The following is a 21,814-nucleotide window of genomic DNA, read 5'->3' as shown; positions in this document are numbered from 1 at the left end:
CCGTCCGGGGCCGTCGAACACCCATGATCGCCTACCGGCCCGGCACGCCGCACAGGTGGCCCACACCATGGGCCTCACAGGGTCGAGCGCAGCCACTGCTCGACGGACGCGATGTGCACGGTCGCCCAGGAGCGGGCCGCCTCGGCGTCACGGTCGCGCAGGGCGCCGAGGATCGCGCGGTGCTCGCGCAGGGTGCGGCCGACCGCGTCCTCCTGGGTGAGGCCGCGCCAGATGCGGGCTCGCGTCGTGGGCCCGGACAGGCCGTCAAGCAGCGAGCACAGCACCGAGTTGCCGGAGCTCTGCACGATCCCCCGGTGGAACTCCAGATCGGAGGCGACCAGCTGCTCCACCGACGGTTCGGCGCCGAGCTTGTCCAACTGGGCGGTCAGTGCGTCCAGTTGCTGCTCGCTGATGCGGGAGGCAGCCATGGCCGTCGCGGCCGGCTCCAGGATGCGGCGCACCGCGAGGAACTCCAGCACGGTGTCGTCGCGGTGGAAGTCCACGACGAAGCTCATCGCCTCCAGCAGCAGCTGGGGGTCGAGGCTCGTGACATAGGTGCCGTCGCCCTGCCGCACGTCCAGGATGCGGATCAGCGACAGGGCGCGCACGGCCTCGCGCAGCGAGTTGCGGGACAGCCCCAGCTCCGCGGCCAGCTCGCTCTCCTTGGGCAGGCGGTCGCCCGGGCGCAGCGCACCGGAGACGATCATTTCCTTGATCTTCTCGATCGCCTCGTCGGTGACTGCCATGGTGTGCCTCCCAGATGCTCAGACATCCGATGTCTCGGCGCCATTATCGGGGTCGACGGGCTGAACGGAACCAGGATCTCCGATGTCACCTCGCCACACACCGGGGGCCGCCCGCCGTGGGCTCGGCGGGGCCGCTCTCGGGCTCGCCGCGGGTCACTGGCCCACCGCCTCCAGCGCCTCCAGCGCCGCCGCCTCGTCGAGGGTCCTCAGCGTCCGCTCCCGCATCAGGATCCGGCCGTCGACGACCGTGTCCCGCACGTCCCCGGAGTGCGCCGCGTACGCGAGCGTCGACCACACGTCGTGCCGGGGACGCAGATGCGGCCGGCCGAGGTCGAGCACGATCAGGTCGGCCCGCTTGCCCACCTCCAGCGAGCCCAGCCGATCCCCGAGCCCCAGCGCGCGGGCGCCCTCGACCGTCGCCATCCGCACCGCCTGTTCGGCGCCCACCACGGTGGGGTCACCGGACGCCTTGTGCACCAGCGCCGCCTGCCGCATCGCGTCGAACACGTCCAGCGTGCCCGAGCTGACCGCCCCGTCCGTGCCGAGCCCGACGGTCACCCCCGCGTCCAGCAGCCGCGGCACCGGCGCGATCCCGCAGCCCAGCTTGAGGTTGGACACCGGACAGTGCGCGACCGCCGTCCCGGTGCGGGCCAGCGCGGCGATCTCCGGGCCGGTCAGATCGACGGCGTGCGCGAGCAGCACATCGGGGCCGAGAACTCCGAGCGAGTCCAGCAGCTCCACCGGCCGCCTGCCGTACCGAGCCTCCACAGTGGCGACCTCCGTCGCGTTCTCCGCGGCGTGCAGGTGCAGCAGCGCTTCGAACTCCCGCGCCAGCGCGGCGATCCCGGTCAGCTGATCCGGGCTCAGGGTGTAGGCGGAGTGCGCGAACACGACCGGCCGGAACCCCGGCCGCTCCCCGGCCCGCGCCGCCAGGTCCCGGCGCGCCCACTCCATGCGCTCCCCGTACGCCCTGCCGTCGGGGGAGTCCGGGACGTCGATGAAGGTCGGCCCGGCCAGCAGCCGCCAGCCCGCCTCCAGCGCGACTCGCTCGGCCGCCTCGTGGAACCAGTACATGTCCAGCGCCGAGGTCACCCCGGCCCGTACGCTCTCGGCGACGGCCACCAGCACCCCCGCCGCCACGTGCTCCGGCGACAGCAGCTCGGCCTCGCGGCGCAGCACGCGCTCCAGGAAGCCCTGCAGCGTGACGTCGTCGGCGCTGCCGCGCAGGAGCGTCATCGCCAGGTGCGTGTGGGCGTTGACCAGGCCGGGCAGGACCAGACAGCCTCCGGCGTCGATCTGCTCGTCCGGCGCGTACCGGTTTCGCAGCTCCGCGGCCGGCCCGACAGCGGCAATCACCCCGTCCCGGACGGCGACGGCGCCCTCCCGGACCACGGTTCCCTCGTCGTCGACCGTCAGGACGTCACCGCCGTGCACCAGCAGATCGACGGGCTCGGTCATCCCGCCTCCCCCTCCGCCAGCAGCCGCAGCGCCTCCAGCGAGACCACCGCGCCGCGCTCCACGCCCCGGGCGACGACCTCACGGTGCGGGTCGTAGGCGCCCGCCGAGAACGGGGACGCCTCGTCGACGAGTTCGTCGGCGTTGACGCCGTCCACCACGAGCACCCCACCCGCGACCAGCCCGCGCAGCGAGGCGGTCACCAGCAGCGCGGACAGCTCCATCTCGATCGCGACCAGACCCGCCCCGCCGTAGACGTCGAGCGGGATCAGCCCCGGTTGGAACGCCGCCCGCGTCCAGACGACCCCCCGGTGATGCGGCACCCCCGCCTCGCGCGCCGCGCGCTGGAGGGCGAGGACCGCCTCGGGCGCGGCCACCGCCGGGTACTCCGGGGGCAGCAGCTGCTGGGTGACGCCGTCGTCGCGCACGGCCGCCTCCGCGATCACCAGGTCGCCGTCGCCGATCCCCGGCCTCATCGCCCCCGCCGTGCCGAACCGCAGGATGGTGTGGATCCCCGCGTCCGCCAGCTCCTGGAACAGCAGGATCGCGCCGGGCGCGCCCACCCCGTGCGAGGCCACCGTCACCGGCAGACCTTTCCAACTCCCGGTGAACACCCGGTACTCGCGGTGGTACGAGACCTCCTCGGCCCCCTCCAGCAGCGCGGCGACGGTCGCCACGCGCGCCGGGTCGCCCACGACCACCGCGTACGGCGGCAGCCCGGTACGGCGAATGCGGGCGATGGGGGACAGCTCCTGCGTCATGGGGCGGCTCCGGTGGGAGGGGTGTACGAACACCGTACGCAGCCCGGGGTCGCGCACAGGAGTCGCGCACTGCAACAGGCACACGAAAGGGGCGGCTCCGTGCGGGAAGCCGCCCCTGCTGTGTGGGACCCGGTGGGACCCCGTCGGACCCCGTGGGACCTGACCTCGCCCTACTTCTTGTCGAGGAGGTCCTGCACCTTGCCGCGCACCTCGTCCGTGGCCAGGCCGCGGATCGTCAGAGTGGTGCGGCGGCGCAGCACGTCGTCCACCGTCTCGGCCCACTCGTGGTCCCGGGCGTAGACGACCTGCGCCCAGATCTCCGGGGCGTCCGGGTGGACGCGCTCGCCCAGCTCCGGATTGTCGTTGGCCAGCCGCGCGATGTCGAAGGCCAGCGAACCGTAGTGGGTCGCCAGGTGCTTGGCCGTGTCGGGCGCCATGCGCGGGCCGGGCGCCGGGCCGTCCACGACGAGCCGGTGCGCGACCGCGCGCGGGTTGGCGATGCCCGGCAGCGGCAGCTTCTTCGGCAGCGACGAGATCGGCTCGAAGTCGTCGCCCAGCGGGTGACCCGGCAGCGACTCCAGCTTCTGCATGACCGTACGGCCGATGTGCCGGAAGGTCGTCCACTTGCCGCCCGCGACGGACAGCATGCCGCCCTTGCCCTCGGTCACCACGGTTTCCCGCTTGGCCTTGGCGGTGTCGCCGGGACCGCCCGGCAGCACCCTGAGGCCGGCGAACGAGTAGGTGATCAGTTCCCGCCGCAGCTGCTGGTCGCGGACGGAGAAGGCGGCCTCGTCCAGGATCTGGGCGATGTCCTTCTCGTTGACCGCCACCTCGGCCGGGTCGCCCTCGAACTCCTCGTCGGTCGTGCCGAGCAGCAGCATGTCCTCCCACGGGAGGGCGAAGGTGATCCGGTACTTGTCGATCGGGGTCGCCAGCGCCGCCTTCCAGGGGGAGGTGCGCTTGAGGACCAGGTGCACGCCCTTGGACAGCCGGATGGACGGCGCCGCGTTGGGGTCCTCCATACGGCGCAGGTGGTCGACCCACGGCCCGGTCGCGTTCAGCACCAGCCGCGCGTCCACCCCGAACTCGTCGCCCGAGATGCGGTCGCGCAGCTCGGCGCCGGTCACCCGGCCCTTGGTGAAGCGCAGGCCGGTGACCTCGGCGTGGTTGAGGACCACGGCGCCCGCGTCGACGGCCGCGCGCACCGTCATCAGCGCCATACGCGCGTCGTTCATCTGGTCGTCGCCGTAGACGGCCACGGCCTTGAGGTTCTCGGTGCGCAGCTCCGGCACGTCCTGCGCCGCCTTGGCCGGCGACAGCAGGTGGCCTATGCCGTCGCCGAACGCCGACAGCGCGGAGTAGGCGAAGACGCCCGCCCCGAGCTTCGCCGCGCCGTGCGGCCCGCCCTTGTACACGGGGAGGTAGAACGTGAGCGGGTTCGCCAGGTGGGGGGCCACCTGACGGGAGACCGCACGGCGCTCGAAGTGGTTCTCCGCCACCAGCTTCACCGCGCCGGTCTGCAGGTACCGCAGACCGCCGTGGAGCAGCTTGGAGGAAGCGGAGGAGGTGGCGCCGGCGAAGTCGCCGGCGTCCACCAGCGCCACCCTGAGGCCCGACTGCGCGGCATGCCAGGCCGTGGAGATTCCCAGGATCCCGCCGCCGATCACCAGGAGGTCGTAGGTCGCCCTGGACAACTGCTCCCGGGTCTCGGCACGGCTCGGCCCTACGCCGTAGGCCGGGTGGGTCCCCAGAGCCGGAACACTCTGCAGGGTGGTCATCGCGAATTACTCCTCGTGTTCGATCCAGCCCATGGTCCGCTCGACGGCCTTGAGCCAGTTCTTGTACTCACGGTCGCGGGTCTCCGCGTCCATGTGGGGCGTCCACTCGGCGGCCCGCCGCCAGTTGGCGCGCAGGTCGTCGGTGCTGGTCCAGAAGCCGACGGCCAGGCCGGCGGCGTAGGCGGCGCCGAGGCAGGTGGTCTCGGCGACCATCGGGCGCACCACCGGTGCGTCCAGGACGTCCGAGAGCGTCTGCATCAGCAGGTTGTTGGAGGTCATGCCGCCGTCGACCTTGAGGGTCGCCAGCTCGACACCCGAGTCCTTGGTCATGGCGTCGGCGATCTCCCGCGTCTGCCAGGCGGTGGCCTCCAGGACGGCGCGAGCGAGGTGCGCCTTGGTGACGTACCGGGTCAGACCGGCGATCACACCGCGGGCGTCGGAGCGCCAGTACGGGGCGAACAGACCGGAGAAGGCCGGCACGAAGTAGGCGCCGCCGTTGTCCTCGACCGAGAGCGCGAGGGTCTCGATCTCGGCGGCGGTCTTGATCAGGCCCATCTGGTCGCGCATCCACTGCACCAGGGAGCCGGTGACGGCGATCGAGCCCTCCAGGGCGTAGACCGGCTTGTTGTCGCCGATCTGGTAGCCGACCGTGGTCAGCAGGCCCGAGTAGGAGTTGATGATCTTGTCGCCGGTGTTCATCACCATGAACGTGCCGGTGCCGTAGGTGGACTTGGTCTCGCCCTCGGAGAAGCAGGTCTGGCCGAACAGGGCCGCCTGCTGGTCGCCGAGCGCGGAGGCCACCGGGATGCCGCCGAGCAGCTCGCCCAGTCGGCCGCCGGTGATCTCACCGTAGACCTCGGCGGAGGAGCGGATCTCGGGCAGCATCGCGAGCGGGACGCCGATGGACTCGGCGATCTTGTCGTCCCACTGCATCGTGTGCAGGTTCATCAGCAGGGTGCGGGAGGCGTTGGTCACGTCGGTGACGTGGTGGCCCCCGTTGACACCGCCGGTCAGGTTCCAGATGACCCAGGTGTCCATGGTGCCGAAGAGGATGTCGCCCGCCTCGGCGCGCTCGCGCAGGCCCTCGACGTTGTCGAGCAGCCAGCGGGCCTTGGGTCCCGCGAAGTACGAGGCCAGCGGCAGGCCGGTCTCGCGGCGGAAGCGGTCCTGGCCCACGTTGCGGCCGAGCTCCTTGCACAGGGCGTCGGTGCGGGTGTCCTGCCAGACGATGGCGTTGTGGACGGGCTCACCGGTGTTCTTGTCCCACAGCACGGTCGTCTCGCGCTGGTTGGTGATGCCGATGGCCTTGATGTCGTCTCTGGTGATGCCGGCCTTCTCGACGGCTCCGGCCACGACGTCCTGGACGTTCGTCCAGATCTCGGTGGCGTTGTGCTCCACCCAGCCCGGCTTCGGGAAGATCTGCTCGTGCTCCTTCTGGTCGACGGAGACGATCCGGCCGTCCCGGTCGAAGATGATGCAGCGCGAAGAGGTCGTGCCCTGGTCGATGGCGGCGATGAAGGGGCCGGCGGTGTGTGCGTCGGTCACGGTGTGCTCCTGGAGTTCCATGGTTAAAAAGGGGCTGTCCTTACGGCGCGGTGCTCACGTGCGGAGCCTTCTACGGCTCACTCAATCTCAAGCAAAAGCGACGTTGTAGATGCCTGCGGCGATCGCCGCGCCGACCAGCGGGCCGACGACCGGGATCCAGGCGTAGCCCCAGTCGGAGCCGCCCTTGTTGGGCAGGGGGAGAAGGGCGTGCACGATGCGCGGACCGAGGTCACGGGCCGGGTTGATCGCGTAGCCCGTCGGTCCGCCCAGGGAGAGGCCGATCGAGACCACGACCAGCGAGGTGATCAGGGCGCCCAGGGTGCCCAGACCGTTGCCCTTGTCGTTGAGGCCCTGCGTGAGGACCGCGAGCACCAGCACGATCGTGCCGATGATCTCCGTGGCGAGGTTCTGCACCGTGTGCCGGATCTCCGGGCCGGTGGAGAAGATGCCGAGCACGGGGCCGGCGCCCTTTTCCTGGGCCTCGACCGCCTTGGCGGTGGTGGCCTGCGCGCCCGGCCCGCCCACGATCTCCTTGTCGGTGAGGTGGGCCTGGAACTGGCCGGCGTAGGCGACCCACACCAGGGTTGCACCGATCATCGCACCGAGCAGCTGTCCGGCCCAGTAGACCGGGAGGTTGCTCCAGTCGCCGGTCTTGATGGCGAGTGCGAGGGTCACTGCCGGGTTGAGGTGGGCACCGGAGAGCGGTGCCGAGGTGTAGACCGCCGTCAGAACGGCGAAACCCCACCCGAACGTGATGGCGAGCCACCCGGCGTTACGGGCCTTGGAGAACTTCAGTGTCACGGCGGCGCACACTCCGCCGCCGAGGAGGATGAGCAGGGCGGTACCTATGGTCTCGCCGATGAAGATGTCGGAGCTGGACACCCGCGACTCCTTTGTCCTTCGTCCAGGGGAAGGCGAACCCCGGGTCCCTCCGGTGGTCCGCGCCCTCGGGGGTGAGAGCGATGCCGGCCCTTGGCGTTGTCACACTCTAGCGCGTATTGCCGTTAGGTGTTCGACAATGCCGACCGACGGACGGGAGTCTTGCTTCCTGTTCGCAGGGTCGTCAAGAGTCCTGTTGCACGAAGCGGGATCGTTACTGATCGATATGCGTCCGCGATCTTCTTGACGGGTGCGGACCGCGTGCGAACAGGCACGTTTCGTGGTGGCCGCACCCGTACGCGGGCAGCCTTGGGGCCGGTACGGCAATGCCGTACCGGCCCGGTGCGGTGTTGAAGAGTGCGGGTTATCCGCAGCGCGGGACGTGCCGGCAGCCAGGGCTCAGAAGCGCCCGGCGCCCAGGTCCCGTGAGACCGCCCGGGCGCAGTCGCGTACCGCCGCGATCAGCTCAGGGCGCAGTTCCCCGTCCCGGCACACGCGCTCCACGGCGCCGGTGATGCCCACGGCGCCCACCGGCATCCGCCGCCGGTCGTGGATGGGTGCCGCGACCGAGGCCACCCCGGTCCACGTCTCCTCCACGTCGGCCGCGTACCCCCGCGCCCGGGTGAGGTCGAGGACGTGCTCGAAGTCGTCCAGGTCGCACACGGTCCTGTCGGTGAACGCCTTGCGGTCGGCCTCCAGTGCCTCGCTGTGCGCGACCGGGTCGTACGCCGACAGCACCTTGCCCAGGGCCGTGGAGTGCAGCGGCTGCATGGCGCCGATCTCCAGGACCTGCCGGCTGTCGTCGGGCCGGAACACGTGGTGCACGATCAGGACGCCCTGCTGGTGCAGGACCCCGAGGTAGACGCTCTCCCCGCTGGAGCGGGCCAGGTCGTCGGTCCACACCAGGGCGCGCGCCCGCAGCTCGTGCACGTCCAGATAGGTGGTCCCCAGGCGCAGCAGCTCCGCCCCGAGCTGGTAGCGGCCGGAGGCCGTGTCCTGCTCGACGAACCCCTCCTGCTGGAGTGTGCGGAGTATGCCGTGGGCCGTGCCCTTGGCGAGGCCCAGGGACGAGGCGATGTCCGACAGGCCGAGCCGTCGCTCGCCGCCCGCGAGCAGCCGCAGCATCGCGGCCGCCCGTTCGAGCGACTGGATGTTCCGTGCCATCGCCGTCCTGCCCTCCGTCCACTTCGGCCGTCGGCTGAGTTGGCTACCGCCGTTCGGCAATGCCGAACACTACCGGTCGTTGCCGACCTCCCGCTAATGGGTGGTCGCCATCCGTTCGGCGGAGATCCTCGCGTGGGTCGTCCGGGGCCCCGCCCGTCCCGCCCCGTGGACGCCCCTGACCGTACGGCGCGCTCCGGGCTACCCTGACGGCGTGCGTCTTCCGTGGGAAGGTCCAGGGGAGACGCAAAGCCGACAGCCGTCGCACTCCAGGGAGCATCTTCCATGGCCTCGTTGCCGAACCCGTCCCTTTCGTCCGCCTCCACCGACAGCCGGATCCGAATCGAAGCCCTCCGGGAAGCCCTCGCCACCCGCGTCGTGGTGGCCGACGGCGCCATGGGCACGATGCTCCAGGCCCAGGACCCGACGCTGGAGGACTTCCAGGGCCTCGAGGGCTGCAACGAGATCCTCAACGTCACCCGTCCGGACATCGTCCGCACGGTGCACGCCGCCTACTTCGACGCGGGTGTCGACTGCGTCGAGACCAACACCTTCGGCGCCAACCTCACCGCCCTCGGCGAGTACGACATCGCCGAGCGGGTCGCCGAACTGTCCGAGGCAGGCGCCCGCATCGCCCGGGAGACGGCCGACGAGTTCACCGCGCGCGACGGGCGCCGGCGCTGGGTGCTGGGCTCCATCGGCCCCGGGACCAAGCTGCCCACCCTCGGCCACACCACCTTCACCGGCATCCGCGACGCCTACCAGCGCAACGCCGAGGGCCTGCTCGCCGGCGGCGCCGACGCCCTGCTGGTGGAGACCACCCAGGACCTGCTGCAGACCAAGGCCTCCGTCATCGCCGCCCGCCGTGCGATGGAGACGGCCGGCTACGAGGTCCCGCTGATCGTGTCGGTCACCGTCGAGACCACCGGCACCATGCTGCTCGGCTCGGAGATCGGCGCCGCGCTGACCGCGCTGGAGCCGCTCGGCATCGACATGATCGGCCTGAACTGCGCCACCGGCCCGGCCGAGATGAGCGAGCACCTGCGCTACCTCGCCCGCCACTCCCGTATCCCGCTGTCGTGCATGCCGAACGCCGGCCTGCCCGAGCTGACCAAGGACGGCGCGCACTACCCGCTGACCGCCACCCAGCTGGCCGACGCCCAGGAGACGTTCGTCACCGAGTACGGCCTGTCCCTGATCGGCGGCTGCTGCGGTACGACACCGGAGCACCTGCGCCAGGTCGTGGAGCGGGTCCGTGACCTCACCCCGCCCGAGCGGCGCCCGCAGCCGGAGCCCGGTGCGGCATCGCTGTACCAGTCGGTGCCGTTCCGCCAGGACACGTCCTACCTGGCGATCGGCGAGCGCACGAACGCCAACGGGTCGAAGAAGTTCCGGGAGGCCATGCTGGAGGGCCGCTGGGACGACTGTGTGGAGATGGCCCGGGAGCAGATCCGCGAGGGCGCCCACATGCTCGACCTGTGCGTCGACTACGTGGGCCGCGACGGAGTCGCCGACATGGAGGAGCTGGCCGGCCGTTTCGCCACCGCCTCCACCCTGCCGATCGTCCTGGACTCCACCGAGGTCGACGTCCTGCGGGCCGGGTTGGAGAAGCTCGGCGGCCGTGCCGTCATCAACTCGGTGAACTACGAGGACGGCGACGGCCCCGAGTCCCGCTTCGTGAAGGTCACGCAGCTCGCCAGGGAGCACGGGGCGGCGCTGATCGCGCTGACCATCGACGAGGAGGGCCAGGCCCGGACCGCCGAGAAGAAGGTGGAGATCGCCGAGCGGCTCATCGCCGACCTGACGGGGAACTGGGGCATCCGTGAGGAGGACATCCTCATCGACTGCCTGACCTTCACCATCTGCACCGGCCAGGAGGAGTCCCGCAAGGACGGCCTCGCCACCATCGAGGCCATCCGCGAGCTGAAGAAGCGCCACCCCCAGGTGCAGACCACGCTGGGCCTGTCGAACATCTCCTTCGGCCTCAACCCGGCCGCCCGCATCCTGCTCAACTCCGTCTTCCTCGACGAGTGCGTCAAGGCCGGGCTGGACTCGGCGATCGTGCACGCCTCGAAGATCCTGCCGATCGCCCGGTTCAGCGAGGAAGAGGTGACCACGGCCCTGGACCTGATCCACGACCGCCGCCGCGAGGACTACGACCCGCTGCAGAAGCTGATGGCGCTGTTCGAGGGCGCCACCGCCAAGTCCCTGAAGGCGGGCAAGGCCGAGGAACTGGCCGCGCTGCCGCTCGATGAGCGCCTGAAGCGGAGGATCATCGACGGCGAGCGCAACGGCCTGGAAGCCGACCTCGACGAGGCCCTTCAGGAGCGCCCGGCCCTCGACATCGTCAACGAGACCCTGCTGGACGGCATGAAGGTCGTCGGCGAGCTGTTCGGCTCCGGCCAGATGCAGCTGCCGTTCGTACTGCAGTCCGCAGAGGTGATGAAGTCCGCGGTCGCCTACCTCGAGCCGCACATGGAGAAGACCGACGAGGCCGGCAAGGGCACCATCGTGCTCGCCACCGTGCGCGGCGACGTGCACGACATCGGCAAGAACCTCGTCGACATCATCCTGTCCAACAACGGCTACAACGTCGTCAACCTCGGCATCAAGCAGCCCGTCTCCGCGATCCTGGAGGCCGCCGAGGAGCACAAGGCCGACGTCATCGGCATGTCCGGGCTCCTGGTCAAGTCCACGGTGATCATGAAGGAGAACCTGGAGGAGCTCAACCAGCGCGGGCTGGCCGCCACCTACCCGGTCATCCTGGGCGGCGCCGCACTCACCCGGGCCTACGTGGAGCAGGACCTGCACGAGCTGTACGAGGGCGAGGTCCGCTACGCCCGGGACGCGTTCGAGGGCCTGCGGCTGATGGACGCCCTGATCGGGGTCAAGCGCGGCGTGCCCGGGGCGAAGCTGCCGGAGCTGCGGCAGCGCCGGGTGCGCGCGGCCACCGTGGAGATCGAGGAGCGGCCCGAGGAAGGGCACGTCCGCTCCGACGTCGCCACCGACAACCCCGTGCCCACCCCGCCGTTCTGGGGCACCCGCATCGTCAAGGGCATCCCGCTCAAGGAGTACGCGAGCTGGCTGGACGAGGGTGCGCTGTTCAAGGGCCAGTGGGGCCTGAAGCAGGCCCGCACCGGCGAGGGGCCGACGTACGAGGAGCTGGTCGAGACCGAGGGCAGGCCCCGACTGCGCGGCCTGCTGGACCGGCTGCAGACCGACAACCTCCTCGAAGCGGCCGTCGTCTACGGCTACTTCCCCTGCGCGTCCAAGGACGACGACCTGATCATCCTGGACGAGGAGGGCAACGAGCGCACCCGGTTCACCTTCCCGCGCCAGCGCCGAGGCCGCCGGCTGTGCCTGGCCGACTTCTTCCGTCCGGAGGAGTCGGGGGAGAGGGACGTCGTCGGCTTCCAGGTCGTCACCGTGGGCTCGAGGATCGGTGAGGAGACCGCGCGGCTGTTCGAGTCGAACTCCTACCGCGACTACCTGGAACTGCACGGTCTGTCCGTGCAGTTGGCGGAGGCGCTCGCCGAGTACTGGCACGCGCGTGTGCGCGCCGAGCTGGGCTTCGCGGGCGAGGACCCCGCCGACATCGAGGACATGTTCGCCCTGAAGTACCGCGGAGCCCGCTTCTCCCTCGGCTACGGCGCCTGCCCCGACCTGGAGGACCGCGGGAAGATCGCCCAGCTCCTGGAGCCGGAGCGGATCGGCGTCCACCTCTCCGAGGAGTTCCAGCTGCACCCGGAGCAGTCCACGGACGCGATCGTGATCCACCACCCCGAGGCCAAGTACTTCAACGCGCGGTAGCGTCCGTCCGGGGCCCCGGCGGCCTGCCGAGGCGCGTCTTCCACAGCGGGCGGGGCGTGCCCCGGTAGGCCCCCGTCGGCACGCCTTCGGCGCGGAACGGGTGCCCCGGCGAGCCCCGCCTACGCCTCTTCCGGGGCGGCCGAGCGCCCCGGGTGCCCTGGTGGCCGGAGGCCGCCACCCGGCGGTCTTCGCAGGTCCTCGCACGCCCCGCACGGCGTGGCGCCCCCGCTCCGGGAGGCACTTTTCCCACCCGCGTCGTACACTGGTCGATCCACCGCAGGCCGGTTCCCTCCCTGGGAACCGGCCTGGTCGTCCCTTGAAGGAGGTATGCCGGATGACCACCACGGTTCCCGCACTCGGAACCCGTACGGCCGAAGGCTCCGCCCTGCAGGCCGTGCTCCTCGACATGGACGGCACTCTCGTGGACACCGAGGGATTCTGGTGGGACGTCGAAGTCGAGGTCTTCGCCGGCCTCGGCCACACGCTCGACGACTCCTGGCGCCATGTCGTGGTCGGCGGTCCCATGACGCGCAGCGCGGGATTCCTGATCGAGGCCACCGGCGCCGACATCACCCTCGACGAGCTCAGCGTCCTGCTCAACGACGGGTTCGAGAACCGTATCGACCACAGACTGCCCCTGATGCCGGGCGCGGCACGACTGCTGGCCGAACTCGCCGCGCACGACATCCCCACCGCCCTGGTCTCCGCCTCCCACCGGCGCATCATCGACCGCGTCCTGGCCTCCGTCGGCCCGCAGTACTTCGCCCTGACCGTCGCCGGCGACGAGGTGGAGCGCACCAAGCCGTTCCCCGACCCGTATCTGCGGGCCGCCGCCGGGCTCGGTGCGGACCCCACACGGTGCGCGGTCGTCGAGGACACCCTGACCGGAGTCACGGCCGCCGAGGCCGCGGGCTGCCGCGTGGTGGCCGTGCCCTCGATCACCCCCATCGAACCGGCCGCCCGCCGCACCGTCGTCACCTCGCTCGAAGAGGTCGACCTGCCATTTCTGCAGGGTTTGATGACGCGCGTTTGATGACGCACATGCGCTGATCCTTCACTCAGCGTGCAGAGCGAATGGACGGATTACTTCAGGCTGTCCAACCGAATGAATTAATACCGGCTCAACCGAGCGAATTCGCGGGGAGAGAGCACCCGTTCAGTATGTGACGTTCCCCACGCGCACAGGGGTCGACAGCGGGCCCGGCGTGTGCTGATCCACCCCATTCGGGCGGCTCCGACGCGCCCTTGTGTCCCGATTGGTGAAACGCTGCACGAATCCTTCCCCCGGCCGGTCTTCCGGTCCGTTCACAGCCGGTTTCACAGCGTGATGGGAACTCAACTCCGGTGGCTGTCAGCCGTCGTGCGGGTGCGGACTAATCTCAGCGCGAGAACATCACCACTTCCCCGTGATCCGCCGCACCACCCATGCATGCCGGATACACGGACCCAACAGCTCTGGAGAAACTCGAGCATGAACCGCAAGACTTTGGTGCTGCCGGCCGTCGCCGGTCTGCTCACCCCCGTCCTCGCTGCCTGCGGCGGGTCCAGCAGTGGGGGCAAGAGCGGTGACGCCATCGTCGTCGGCACCACCGACCGGTTCACCGCCTCCAGCGACGCCCCCGCGCCCGTGGACCCCGCCTACGCCTACGACGTCGGCACCTGGAACATCCTGCGGCAGACCGTGCAGACGCTGATGGCGCAGCCCCGCGGCGACGGCGAGCCGCAGCCCGAGGCCGCCGAGAGCTGCGGCTTCACCGACACCGGCAACGAGCGCTACGCCTGCAAGCTGCGCAAGGACCTGAAGTTCGCCAACGGCGACCCGGTGACCGCGGCCGACGTGAAGTACTCCATCGACCGCGCCCGCGCCATCAAGGCCGACAGTGGAGTCTTCGCCCTGCTGTCCACCATCGACACCGTCGAGACGCAGGGTGACAACGAAGTCATCTTCCACCTCAAGACCGCGGACGCCACCTTCCCGTTCAAGCTGTCGACGCCGGTCGCCGGCATCATCGACCCCAAGGACTACGAGAAGAACAAGCTCCGCGACGGCTTCGACATCGACGGCTCCGGGCCGTACACGATGCAGGCCGAGGTCAAGAACAACGAGCTGGTCAAGGCGACCTTCACCAAGAACCCCAACTACAAGGGCCTGTTGACGCCGAAGAACGACAAGGTCGTCCTCGAGTCGTTCGCCGACGCCACCGCGATGGGCTCCGCCCTCGACAAGGGCGACATCGACGTCATGACCCGCACGATGGCCCCGGACCAGATCCGCAAGCTCCAGAACGACACCAGCGGCAAGGTCAACCTCGTGGAGATGCCGGGCCTCGAGATCCGCTACCTGGCCTTCAACACCGACGCCCCCACCGTGAAGAACAAGGCCGTCCGCCAGGCCATGGCACAGGTCATCAACCGCGGCGAACTGGTCTCCAAGGTGTACGGCACCGAGGCCGAGCCCCTGTTCTCGCTCGTCCCCGCCACCATCACCGGCCACTCCAACTCGTTCTTCAACAAGTACGGCAACCCCAGCGTGGACAAGGCCCGCAGCCTGCTGTCCCGGGCGGGCGTCACCACCCCGGTGAAGCTGACGCTGCACTACACGACCGACCACTACGGCCCGGCGACCGCCAAGGAGTTCGAGGTGCTCAAGCAGCAGCTCAACGCCAGCGGTCTGTTCGACGTCACCGTCCAGGGCACCCCCTGGGAGAAGTTCCGCCCGGCCGAGAAGAAGGGCGAGTACGACGTCTACGGCATGGGCTGGTTCCCGGACTTCCCGGACGCCGACAACTACCTCGCGCCGTTCCTCGACAAGGACAACACCCTCGGATCCCCGTACACCAACCCCGAGATCATCAACACGCTGATCCCGCAGTCCCGCCGCGAGGCCGACCGTCTCAGCGCGTCGAAGAGCCTCGCCGAGATGCAGGACATCGTCGCCGACGACGTGCCGATCCTGCCGCTGTGGCAGGGCAAGCAGTACGTCGCCACCCGCGACGACATCACCGGCAGCGAGTACGCGATGAACTCCTCCTCCACGCTGCAGCTGTGGGAGCTCGGCCGCGGCGTCGGCGGCTGACCGGTCAGCCGGCCGGTTTCACACCGGCCGTGTGACCAGCGGTTCTTCAGGCCCCCGGGCATACGCCCCGGGGGCTTGCCGCGTTCGCGGTACGATCCGGGAACTCCCGCACGACCCGGAACGCGCGGAGTCCGGGGCGAACGACAACCGTAGACAAGGCACATGCACGTGAACATGCGCACCCAGTGGCCGGTTCTGTCCATAGCGACGGGGCTGGCCGCCGGCCTGCTCACCGGATGCGGCACCTCGACCGACGACTCCTCGGGCACCGGCTCCTCCGTGGTGGTGGGAATGTCCGACGACGTCCTGGCCACCGACCCGGCATCCGGCTACGACCCGGGGTCCTGGCTGCTGTTCAACAACGTCTTCCAGTCCCTGCTGAGCTTCCCCAAGGGCGGCACGGAACCGGAGCCGGAAGCCGCCAGGGAGTGCACGTTCACGGACACGCAGACCAAGGTCTACTCCTGCACCCTCAGGGACGGCCTGAAGTTCAGCAACGGTGACCCGCTCACCTCGAAGGACGTCAAGTTCTCCTTCGACCGGATGCTGAAGATCAACGACTCGGCCGGCCCCGCCATCATGTTCCCCATGCTCGGCTCGGTCGAGACACCGGACGCCAAGACCGTCGTCTTCAAACTGAAGTACGCCGACGCCACCTTCCCCAGCAAGATAGCCTCCGGCGCCGGCTCCATCGTCGACCACAACGCCTACCCCGCCGACAAACTCCGCACGGACGGCGAGGCGGTCGGCTCCGGCCCCTACAAGCTGGACTCCTTCGGCAAGGACAAGGCCGTCTTCTCCGTCAACCCGCAGTACCAGGGCACCGCCAAGGTGCGCAACTCGGGCATCACCCTGAAGCTCTTCCACGGCGACCAGTCCGCCCTGAAGAAAGCCCTCCTGGAGGGGAAGACCGACCTCGCCTACCGGGGCCTGGCCGCCGCCGACATCGCCGGCATCGACAAGGACACCTCCACCGGCAAGGGCATCGAGGTCGTCGAGGGCTCCAGCGCGGAAGTCCAGCACCTCGTCTTCAACATGGACGACCCGGTCGCCGGCAAGCTCGGCGTCCGCAAGGCCATCGCCTACCTCCTCGACCGCGACGCCCTCGTCAACAAGGTCTACAACGACACCGCCACGCCCCTGTACTCGATCATCCCGGCCGGCATCACCGGCCACGACACCTCCTTCTTCGACACCTACGGCGCCCGCCCCTCCAGGACCAAGGCGGCCGCCGCGCTGCGCGCCGAGGGCATCACCGGCAAGGTCACGCTCACCCTCTGGTCGACGCCCTCGCGCTACGGGCCCGCCACCGACGAGGAACTGAAGACCATCGCCCGGCAGCTGAACGACAGCGGACTGTTCGACGCGAGCGTCAAGTCCGTCCCCTTCGACCAGTACGAGAAGGACATCGCGGCAGGCAAGTACGGGGTCTACGTCAAGGGCTGGGTGCCCGACTACCCCGACCCCGACAACTTCACCGCGCCGTTCTTCGGCAAGGGCAACGTACTGAACAACCGCTACGTCAACAGCACCATCACGGGCGAACTGATCCCCAAGACGGCCGCCCAGAGCGACCGCTCCGCCACCGACGACGAATACCGCACGCTTCAGCACATCGTCGCCGAGGACCTCCCGGTCATCCCCGTCTGGCAGGCCAAGCAGTACGCCGTCACACGGGACGACGTCTACGGACTCGAGTACTGCCTCGACGCCTCCACGGTGTTCCGGTTCTGGGAGATCAGCAAGGGCTGAACCGGGCCCCACACGCACGAAGGGCGCCCCTGCGCAAGGGGCGCCCCCGACGTGACGGACTCCCCGCCTACTGTGCGCCGGGACGCACCAGCCCGCTCTCGTACGCGTACACCGCCGCCTGCACCCGGTCCCGCAGCCCCAGCTTCGTCAGGACATGTCCGACGTGCGTCTTGACCGTGGTCTCACTGACGAACAGATCGGCGGCGATCTCCGCGTTGGACAGTCCGCGCGCCACCAGCTTCAGCACCTCCACCTCACGCTCGGTGAGGGTGTGCAGGGTGTCCGGAACCGGCTCGTCCCCGGACGGCAGATGGGTGGCGTACTTGTCGAGCAGCCGCCTGGTGATGCTCGGCGCGAGCATCGCCTCGCCCGCCGCGACCACCCGGATCGCCTGCACCAACTCGTTGGCGGGCGCGTCCTTGAGCAGGAACCCGCTCGCACCGGCACGCAACGCCTCCACCACGTACTCGTCCAGATCGAAGGTCGTCAGAACCAGTACCTTCGCCGGGCCGTCCCGCCCCGGCCCGGTGATCTGCCGGGTCGCCTCCACCCCGTCCATCCGGGGCATGCGGATGTCCATCAGAACCACATCGGGCTGCAGGGCACGCACCTGGTCGAGCGCCTGCAGACCGTCTCCGGCCTCGCCGACGACCGCGAGATCCTGCTCGGCCTCCAGAATCATCCGAAAGCCCGTACGCAGCAGCGGCTGGTCGTCGACCAGTAGGACGCGGATGGCCACGTAAGTCTCCTTCGCTAGTCCGGCCCCATTCTGCCCTGCACGCCACCGTCCGATTCGGGCACCCTGACCGACGCGGACACCTCCGGGCCCGCAGCTGCGTCCCCCCGTTGAGCCGGCAGCGACTGCGCCGCCGCCGGGACACCGGCGGCCGGGCGGACCGGCAGCGGATACGGCGGGGGAGTGCCACCGAACTCCGGGCACACCGCCTGGTGGTCGCACCAGCCGCACAACTTGCTTCGACGCGGTCGCCAGTCGCCCGTCTCCGTCGCCACCCGGATCGCCTCCCACAGCGCGAGCAGCTTGCGCTCCACACGCTCCAGGTCGGCAAGGACCGGGTCATACGTCAGCACGTCCCCACTGCCCAGATACACCAGCTGAAGCCGCCGCGGGACGGTCTTCTTCAGCCGCCACACCACCAGGGCGTAGAACTTCATCTGGAACAGCGCGCCCTCGGCGTACTCGGGCCTGGGCGCCTTGCCCGTCTTGTAGTCGACGATCCGCACCTCACCCGTCGGCGCCACGTCGACGCGGTCGATGATCCCGCGCAGCCTCAGCCCCGACTCCAGCTCCGCCTCCACGAACAGCTCCCGCTCGGCGGGCTCCAGACGCGTCGGATCCTCCAGCGTGAACCAGCGCTCGATCAGCCGCTCCGCCTCACCCAGCCAGCGCGCCAGCCGCTCACCCTCCGGATCGTCCGCGAACAGCTCCACGACCTCCGGTCTGCTCTCCCGCAGCCGGTCCCACTGGCCGGGCAGCAGCGCCTTGGCGCGCGGCGCGGTCCGCTCGGCGGCAGGCACGTCGAACAACCGCTCGAGCACCGCGTGCACCAGCGTGCCCCTCGTGGCCGCCTCACTCGGCTTCTCGGGCAGCTTGTCGATCACCCGGAACCGGTACAGCAGCGGGCACTGCATGAAATCGCCGGCGCGCGACGGCGACAGCGAAACCGGGGGCGCGGCGGCCACGGCGGACGGCACGGCGACGCCGTCGGTGCTGGATTCCATGACCACAGACCATACGGCCCACCACTGACAGTGACCCAGCCACGGCCCGGCCCAAGCACCCACAGGCCAGCCGGGAAAGACCCGGCCACGGGCAGAACAGAGGGGTGCCGGGGCGGAACAGGGCGCGACGGCCGCATACCATCGACACCGGACCCTCCCACCCGGCACGACCGGGGCCGGGGAGACGCATCGATCGAGGGGACAGCGTGGACGAGAGCGGCGGGAGCGCGCAGCCGCGCCCCGGCAACAACGGGGCGCCCCACGACACGCGCCACGAAGAATCACCCAGTCCCGCACAGCCCCCCACCGACACCGCGGCACCCACCCCGGCCACCCCGGGGCCCGATGACGAGCACACGCCGTCCCCCGACGCGCCCACCGCACCCACAGGCACGCCCGGCGACGAGCACCCCACCCCGCCGGGCCGCCGACCCGCCCCACCCGGCGGCGAAGCCACGACACCGGCCCCCACCCAGCCCGCCGCCACGGACCACCGCGGCACCCCGCAGCCCCCTGCGAGCAGCGCCCCCGACACCCCGGCGGACGCCACGCGGCCGACGCCCCCTCACTCCGACGGCCCAACCACCCCCCAGCCCCACGTCGACCACGACCAGGCACCCCCCGCGGACACCCACCCCACCCCCCGGAACCCGCACAGCGACACGCCCAGCCGCGCCAGCGCGCACTCCGGCACCGCCAGCCGAGGACGCCCCCCACAGCGCCCCAAAGACCCCGGAGGCGGCATCCTCATGGGGCGGCCCTTCGGCGTCCCCGTCTACGTCGCCCCCAGCTGGTTCCTCGTCGCAGCCCTGATCACCTGGGTGTTCGGCGGACAGCTCGACCGCGTGCTCCCCGAACTCGGCGCCGCCCGCTACCTCGTCTCCCTCTTCTTCGCCGTCGCCTTCTACGCCTCCGTGCTCGTCCACGAACTGGCCCACACCGTCGCCGCCCTCCGCTTCAAACTCCCGGTACGCCGCATCCAGCTCCAGTTCTTCGGCGGCGCCTCCGAGATCGAGAAGGAGGCCGAGACCCCCGGCCGCGAATTCGTCCTCGCCTTCGTCGGCCCACTGCTCTCCCTCGCCCTGGCCGGGATCTTCTACCTCGCCCTCCAGCCCGTCGAACCCGGCACCGTCCCCGGCGTCCTCCTCGCCGGCCTCATGGTCTCCAACCTGATCGTCGCCGCCTTCAACCTGCTCCCCGGCCTCCCCCTCGACGGCGGCCGCATGCTCCGCGCCGTCGTCTGGAAGATCACCGGCCGCCCCATGAGCGGCACCATCGCCGCCGCCTGGGTAGGCCGCGTCCTCGCCATCGCCGTCCTCATCGGGCTGCCCCTGCTCACCCAGTCCGGCGCCCTCGGCTCCACCGCCGAGGACAACGTCGGCATGGACACCGTCACCGACGCCCTGCTCGCCGCCATCCTCGCCGCGATCATCTGGACCGGCGCCGGAAACAGCCTGCGCATGGCCCGCCTGCGCGAACACCTCCCCGAACTGCGCGCCCGCACCCTCACCCGCCGCGCCGTCCCCGTCGAGACCGACACCCCCCTCTCCGAGGCGCTGCGCCGTGCCAACGCCGTCGGCGCCCGCGCCCTCGTCGTCGTCGACGCCCACGGCCGGCCCCTCTCCCTCGTCCGCGAGGCCGCCATCGTCGGCGTACCCGAACACCGCCGCCCCTGGGTCCCCGTCAGCGGCCTCGCCCAGGAACTCACCGACGGCATGCGCGTCTCCGCCGAACTCGCCGGAGAAGACCTCCTCGACGCCCTGCGGGCCACCCCCGCCACCGAATACCTCGTCGTCGAGGAAACCGGCGAGATCTACGGCGTCCTCTCCGCCGCCGACGTCGAACGCGCCTTCGTCAAGGCCATGGCCCGCCCCACCACCTAGTGGTCGGCACCCCCCTCAGGTGCCGGTAGGCTGGTCACATGTCCGAACCGACCGGTGCCGCCCGCCGTCGCGGGCCCTTCAAGGTCGGGGACCAGGTACAGCTGACCGACCCCAAGGGCCGCCACTACACGTTCACACTCGAAGCGGGAAAGAACTTCCACACCCACAAGGGCTCCTTCCCGCACGACGAACTGATCGGCGCACCCGAGGGCAGCGTTGTCCGCACCACCGGGAACGTCGCCTACCTCGCGCTGCGCCCCCTGCTCCCCGACTACGTCCTGTCCATGCCCCGAGGGGCAGCCGTCGTCTACCCGAAGGACGCGGGACAGATCCTCGCCTTCGCCGACATCTTCCCCGGCGCCCGCGTCGTGGAAGCCGGCGTCGGCTCCGGCTCGCTCAGCACCTTCCTGCTGCGCGCCATCGGCGACCAGGGCATGCTGCACAGCTACGAGCGCCGCGCCGACTTCGCCGAGATCGCCCAGGCCAACGTGGAACGCTACTTCGGCGGCCCCCACCCCGCCTGGCAGCTCACCGTCGGCGACCTCCAGGACAACCTGTCCGACACCGACGTCGACCGCGTCATCCTCGACATGCTCGCCCCCTGGGAATGCCTCGAGGCCGTCTCCAAGGCACTCGTCCCCGGCGGCATCGTCTGCTGCTACGTCGCCACCACCACCCAGCTCGCCCGGACCGTCGAGTCCATCCGCGAGATCGGCTGCTTCAACGAGCCGACCGCCTGGGAAACCATGATCCGCAACTGGCACATCGAGGGCCTCGCCGTCCGCCCCGACCACCGCATGATCGGGCACACCGGCTTCCTCCTCACCGCCCGCCGCCTCGCCGACGGCGTCGAGCCGCCCATGCGCCGCCGCCGCCCCGCCAAGGGCGCCTACGGCGAGGACTACACCGGCCCCAACGCCGACGGAGGCACCGGCCGCTGACCCCGGCCCCCGCACGGCCGCCAACACACCAGCGCCGTGGCCGAGTTCCCGTACACCTCGCGGAACTCGGCCACGGCGCTCACGCGTTCAAGGACACACACCCGCACACCCCCTACCCGCCGAAGCACACACAGGCGCACACACCCACCCATCGGCACGCCCATCCCTCTCCACCCCCGGCGCAGACGGAAACTGACGCGCCACCAGCAGTGCCCACCCCGCCGTTCCCCAGCACTGTGACGTGTGGCACGATGCGGGGCACCCCCACCGGCACAGCCCTCACAGGA

Annotated in this window: 15 protein-coding genes; 6 read left to right on the top strand and 9 right to left on the bottom strand. The window is 70.4% G+C overall.

The window, feature by feature from the left end; all coding sequences use genetic code 11:
- Positions 1-74 precede the first annotated feature (74 nt).
- The 7 genes from C3488_RS10585 to C3488_RS10555 form a co-directional block, all read right to left on the bottom strand.
- On the bottom strand, positions 75-746 hold the full coding sequence (locus C3488_RS10585; RefSeq protein ID WP_103839102.1) for a FadR/GntR family transcriptional regulator: 672 nt from the start codon (positions 744-746) through the stop codon (positions 75-77).
- A gap of 153 nt (positions 747-899) precedes the next feature.
- Positions 900-2,204, bottom strand: a complete 1,305-nt coding sequence (locus C3488_RS10580; RefSeq protein WP_103839101.1) for an amidohydrolase — start codon at positions 2,202-2,204, stop codon at positions 900-902.
- On the bottom strand, positions 2,201-2,962 hold the full coding sequence (locus C3488_RS10575) for a nucleoside phosphorylase (RefSeq protein WP_103839100.1): 762 nt from the start codon (positions 2,960-2,962) through the stop codon (positions 2,201-2,203). Before C3488_RS10575 ends, C3488_RS10580 begins: the two co-directional genes overlap by 4 nt.
- Positions 2,963-3,132: 170 nt before the next feature.
- Positions 3,133-4,740, bottom strand: coding sequence for a glycerol-3-phosphate dehydrogenase/oxidase (locus tag C3488_RS10570; RefSeq protein ID WP_103839099.1), 1,608 nt, complete (start codon positions 4,738-4,740; stop codon positions 3,133-3,135).
- A 6-nt stretch (positions 4,741-4,746) separates the two neighbouring features.
- Entirely contained in the window at positions 4,747-6,285 is a 1,539-nt protein-coding gene (gene glpK, locus C3488_RS10565) for a glycerol kinase GlpK (RefSeq protein WP_103839155.1), read from the bottom strand.
- Positions 6,286-6,372: 87 nt separating this feature from the next.
- Complete coding sequence (locus tag C3488_RS10560; RefSeq protein ID WP_103839098.1) at positions 6,373-7,167, bottom strand: MIP/aquaporin family protein; 795 nt, start codon at positions 7,165-7,167, stop codon at positions 6,373-6,375.
- Between the two features lie 396 nt (positions 7,168-7,563).
- The gene (locus tag C3488_RS10555; RefSeq protein ID WP_103839097.1) at positions 7,564-8,328 is read right to left on the bottom strand and encodes an IclR family transcriptional regulator; all 765 of its coding nucleotides are present in this window, start codon (positions 8,326-8,328) and stop codon (positions 7,564-7,566) included.
- 282 nt (positions 8,329-8,610) lie between these two features.
- On the opposite strand from C3488_RS10555, the gene metH reads away from it, so the two are divergent.
- The 4 genes from metH to C3488_RS10535 all read left to right on the top strand — a co-directional run bounded on the left by metH (position 8,611) and on the right by C3488_RS10535 (position 16,963).
- Positions 8,611-12,135: a methionine synthase gene (metH, locus tag C3488_RS10550; RefSeq protein WP_103839096.1), complete on the top strand. Its 3,525-nt coding sequence runs from the start codon at positions 8,611-8,613 to the stop codon at positions 12,133-12,135.
- A gap of 334 nt (positions 12,136-12,469) precedes the next feature.
- On the top strand, positions 12,470-13,168 hold the full coding sequence (locus tag C3488_RS10545; RefSeq protein WP_103839095.1) for an HAD family phosphatase: 699 nt from the start codon (positions 12,470-12,472) through the stop codon (positions 13,166-13,168).
- Between the two features lie 438 nt (positions 13,169-13,606).
- Complete coding sequence (locus C3488_RS10540) at positions 13,607-15,211, top strand: ABC transporter substrate-binding protein (protein ID WP_103839094.1); 1,605 nt, start codon at positions 13,607-13,609, stop codon at positions 15,209-15,211.
- Between the two features lie 168 nt (positions 15,212-15,379).
- Entirely contained in the window at positions 15,380-16,963 is a 1,584-nt protein-coding gene (locus C3488_RS10535; RefSeq protein WP_103839154.1) for an ABC transporter substrate-binding protein, read from the top strand.
- Positions 16,964-17,030: 67 nt separating this feature from the next.
- On the opposite strand, the gene C3488_RS10530 is transcribed toward C3488_RS10535, so the two are convergent.
- Both C3488_RS10530 and C3488_RS10525 read right to left on the bottom strand, forming a co-directional pair.
- Entirely contained in the window at positions 17,031-17,702 is a 672-nt protein-coding gene (locus C3488_RS10530; protein WP_058926326.1) for a response regulator transcription factor, read from the bottom strand.
- 14 nt (positions 17,703-17,716) lie between these two features.
- Positions 17,717-18,703, bottom strand: a complete 987-nt coding sequence (locus tag C3488_RS10525; protein WP_103839093.1) for a PD-(D/E)XK nuclease family protein — start codon at positions 18,701-18,703, stop codon at positions 17,717-17,719.
- A gap of 206 nt (positions 18,704-18,909) precedes the next feature.
- Between C3488_RS10525 and C3488_RS10520 the strand changes: the two genes are divergently transcribed.
- Positions 18,910-20,586 (top strand): site-2 protease family protein, encoded by a 1,677-nt coding sequence (locus C3488_RS10520; protein ID WP_103839092.1) that lies wholly within the window; start codon positions 18,910-18,912, stop codon positions 20,584-20,586.
- 38 nt (positions 20,587-20,624) lie between these two features.
- Entirely contained in the window at positions 20,625-21,527 is a 903-nt protein-coding gene (locus tag C3488_RS10515; RefSeq protein WP_103839091.1) for a tRNA (adenine-N1)-methyltransferase, read from the top strand.
- Positions 21,528-21,814: the final 287 nt, after the last annotated feature.

The sequence above is a fragment of the Streptomyces sp. Ru72 genome (genome assembly GCF_002920635.1).
Taxonomy (GTDB): domain Bacteria; phylum Actinomycetota; class Actinomycetes; order Streptomycetales; family Streptomycetaceae; genus Streptomyces.
The sequence above is the reverse complement of the archived record's forward strand: the minus strand, read 5'-3'. Positions and strand labels throughout refer to the sequence as shown.

Excerpts from the sequence above, each read along its gene's own strand:
- C3488_RS10585 (WP_103839102.1), bottom strand. The coding sequence starts at position 746 with ATGGCAGTCACCGACGAGGCGATCGAGAAGATCAAGGAAATGATCGTC.
- C3488_RS10575 (WP_103839100.1), bottom strand. The coding sequence starts at position 2,962 with ATGACGCAGGAGCTGTCCCCCATCGCCCGCATTCGCCGTACCGGGCTG.
- C3488_RS10525 (WP_103839093.1), bottom strand. The coding sequence starts at position 18,703 with ATGGAATCCAGCACCGACGGCGTCGCCGTGCCGTCCGCCGTGGCCGCC.
- C3488_RS10540 (WP_103839094.1), top strand. The coding sequence starts at position 13,607 with ATGAACCGCAAGACTTTGGTGCTGCCGGCCGTCGCCGGTCTGCTCACC.
- C3488_RS10570 (WP_103839099.1), bottom strand. The coding sequence starts at position 4,740 with ATGACCACCCTGCAGAGTGTTCCGGCTCTGGGGACCCACCCGGCCTAC.
- C3488_RS10515 (WP_103839091.1), top strand. The coding sequence starts at position 20,625 with ATGTCCGAACCGACCGGTGCCGCCCGCCGTCGCGGGCCCTTCAAGGTC.
- metH (WP_103839096.1), top strand. The coding sequence starts at position 8,611 with ATGGCCTCGTTGCCGAACCCGTCCCTTTCGTCCGCCTCCACCGACAGC.
- C3488_RS10545 (WP_103839095.1), top strand. The coding sequence starts at position 12,470 with ATGACCACCACGGTTCCCGCACTCGGAACCCGTACGGCCGAAGGCTCC.
- C3488_RS10580 (WP_103839101.1), bottom strand. The coding sequence starts at position 2,204 with ATGACCGAGCCCGTCGATCTGCTGGTGCACGGCGGTGACGTCCTGACG.
- C3488_RS10555 (WP_103839097.1), bottom strand. The coding sequence starts at position 8,328 with ATGGCACGGAACATCCAGTCGCTCGAACGGGCGGCCGCGATGCTGCGG.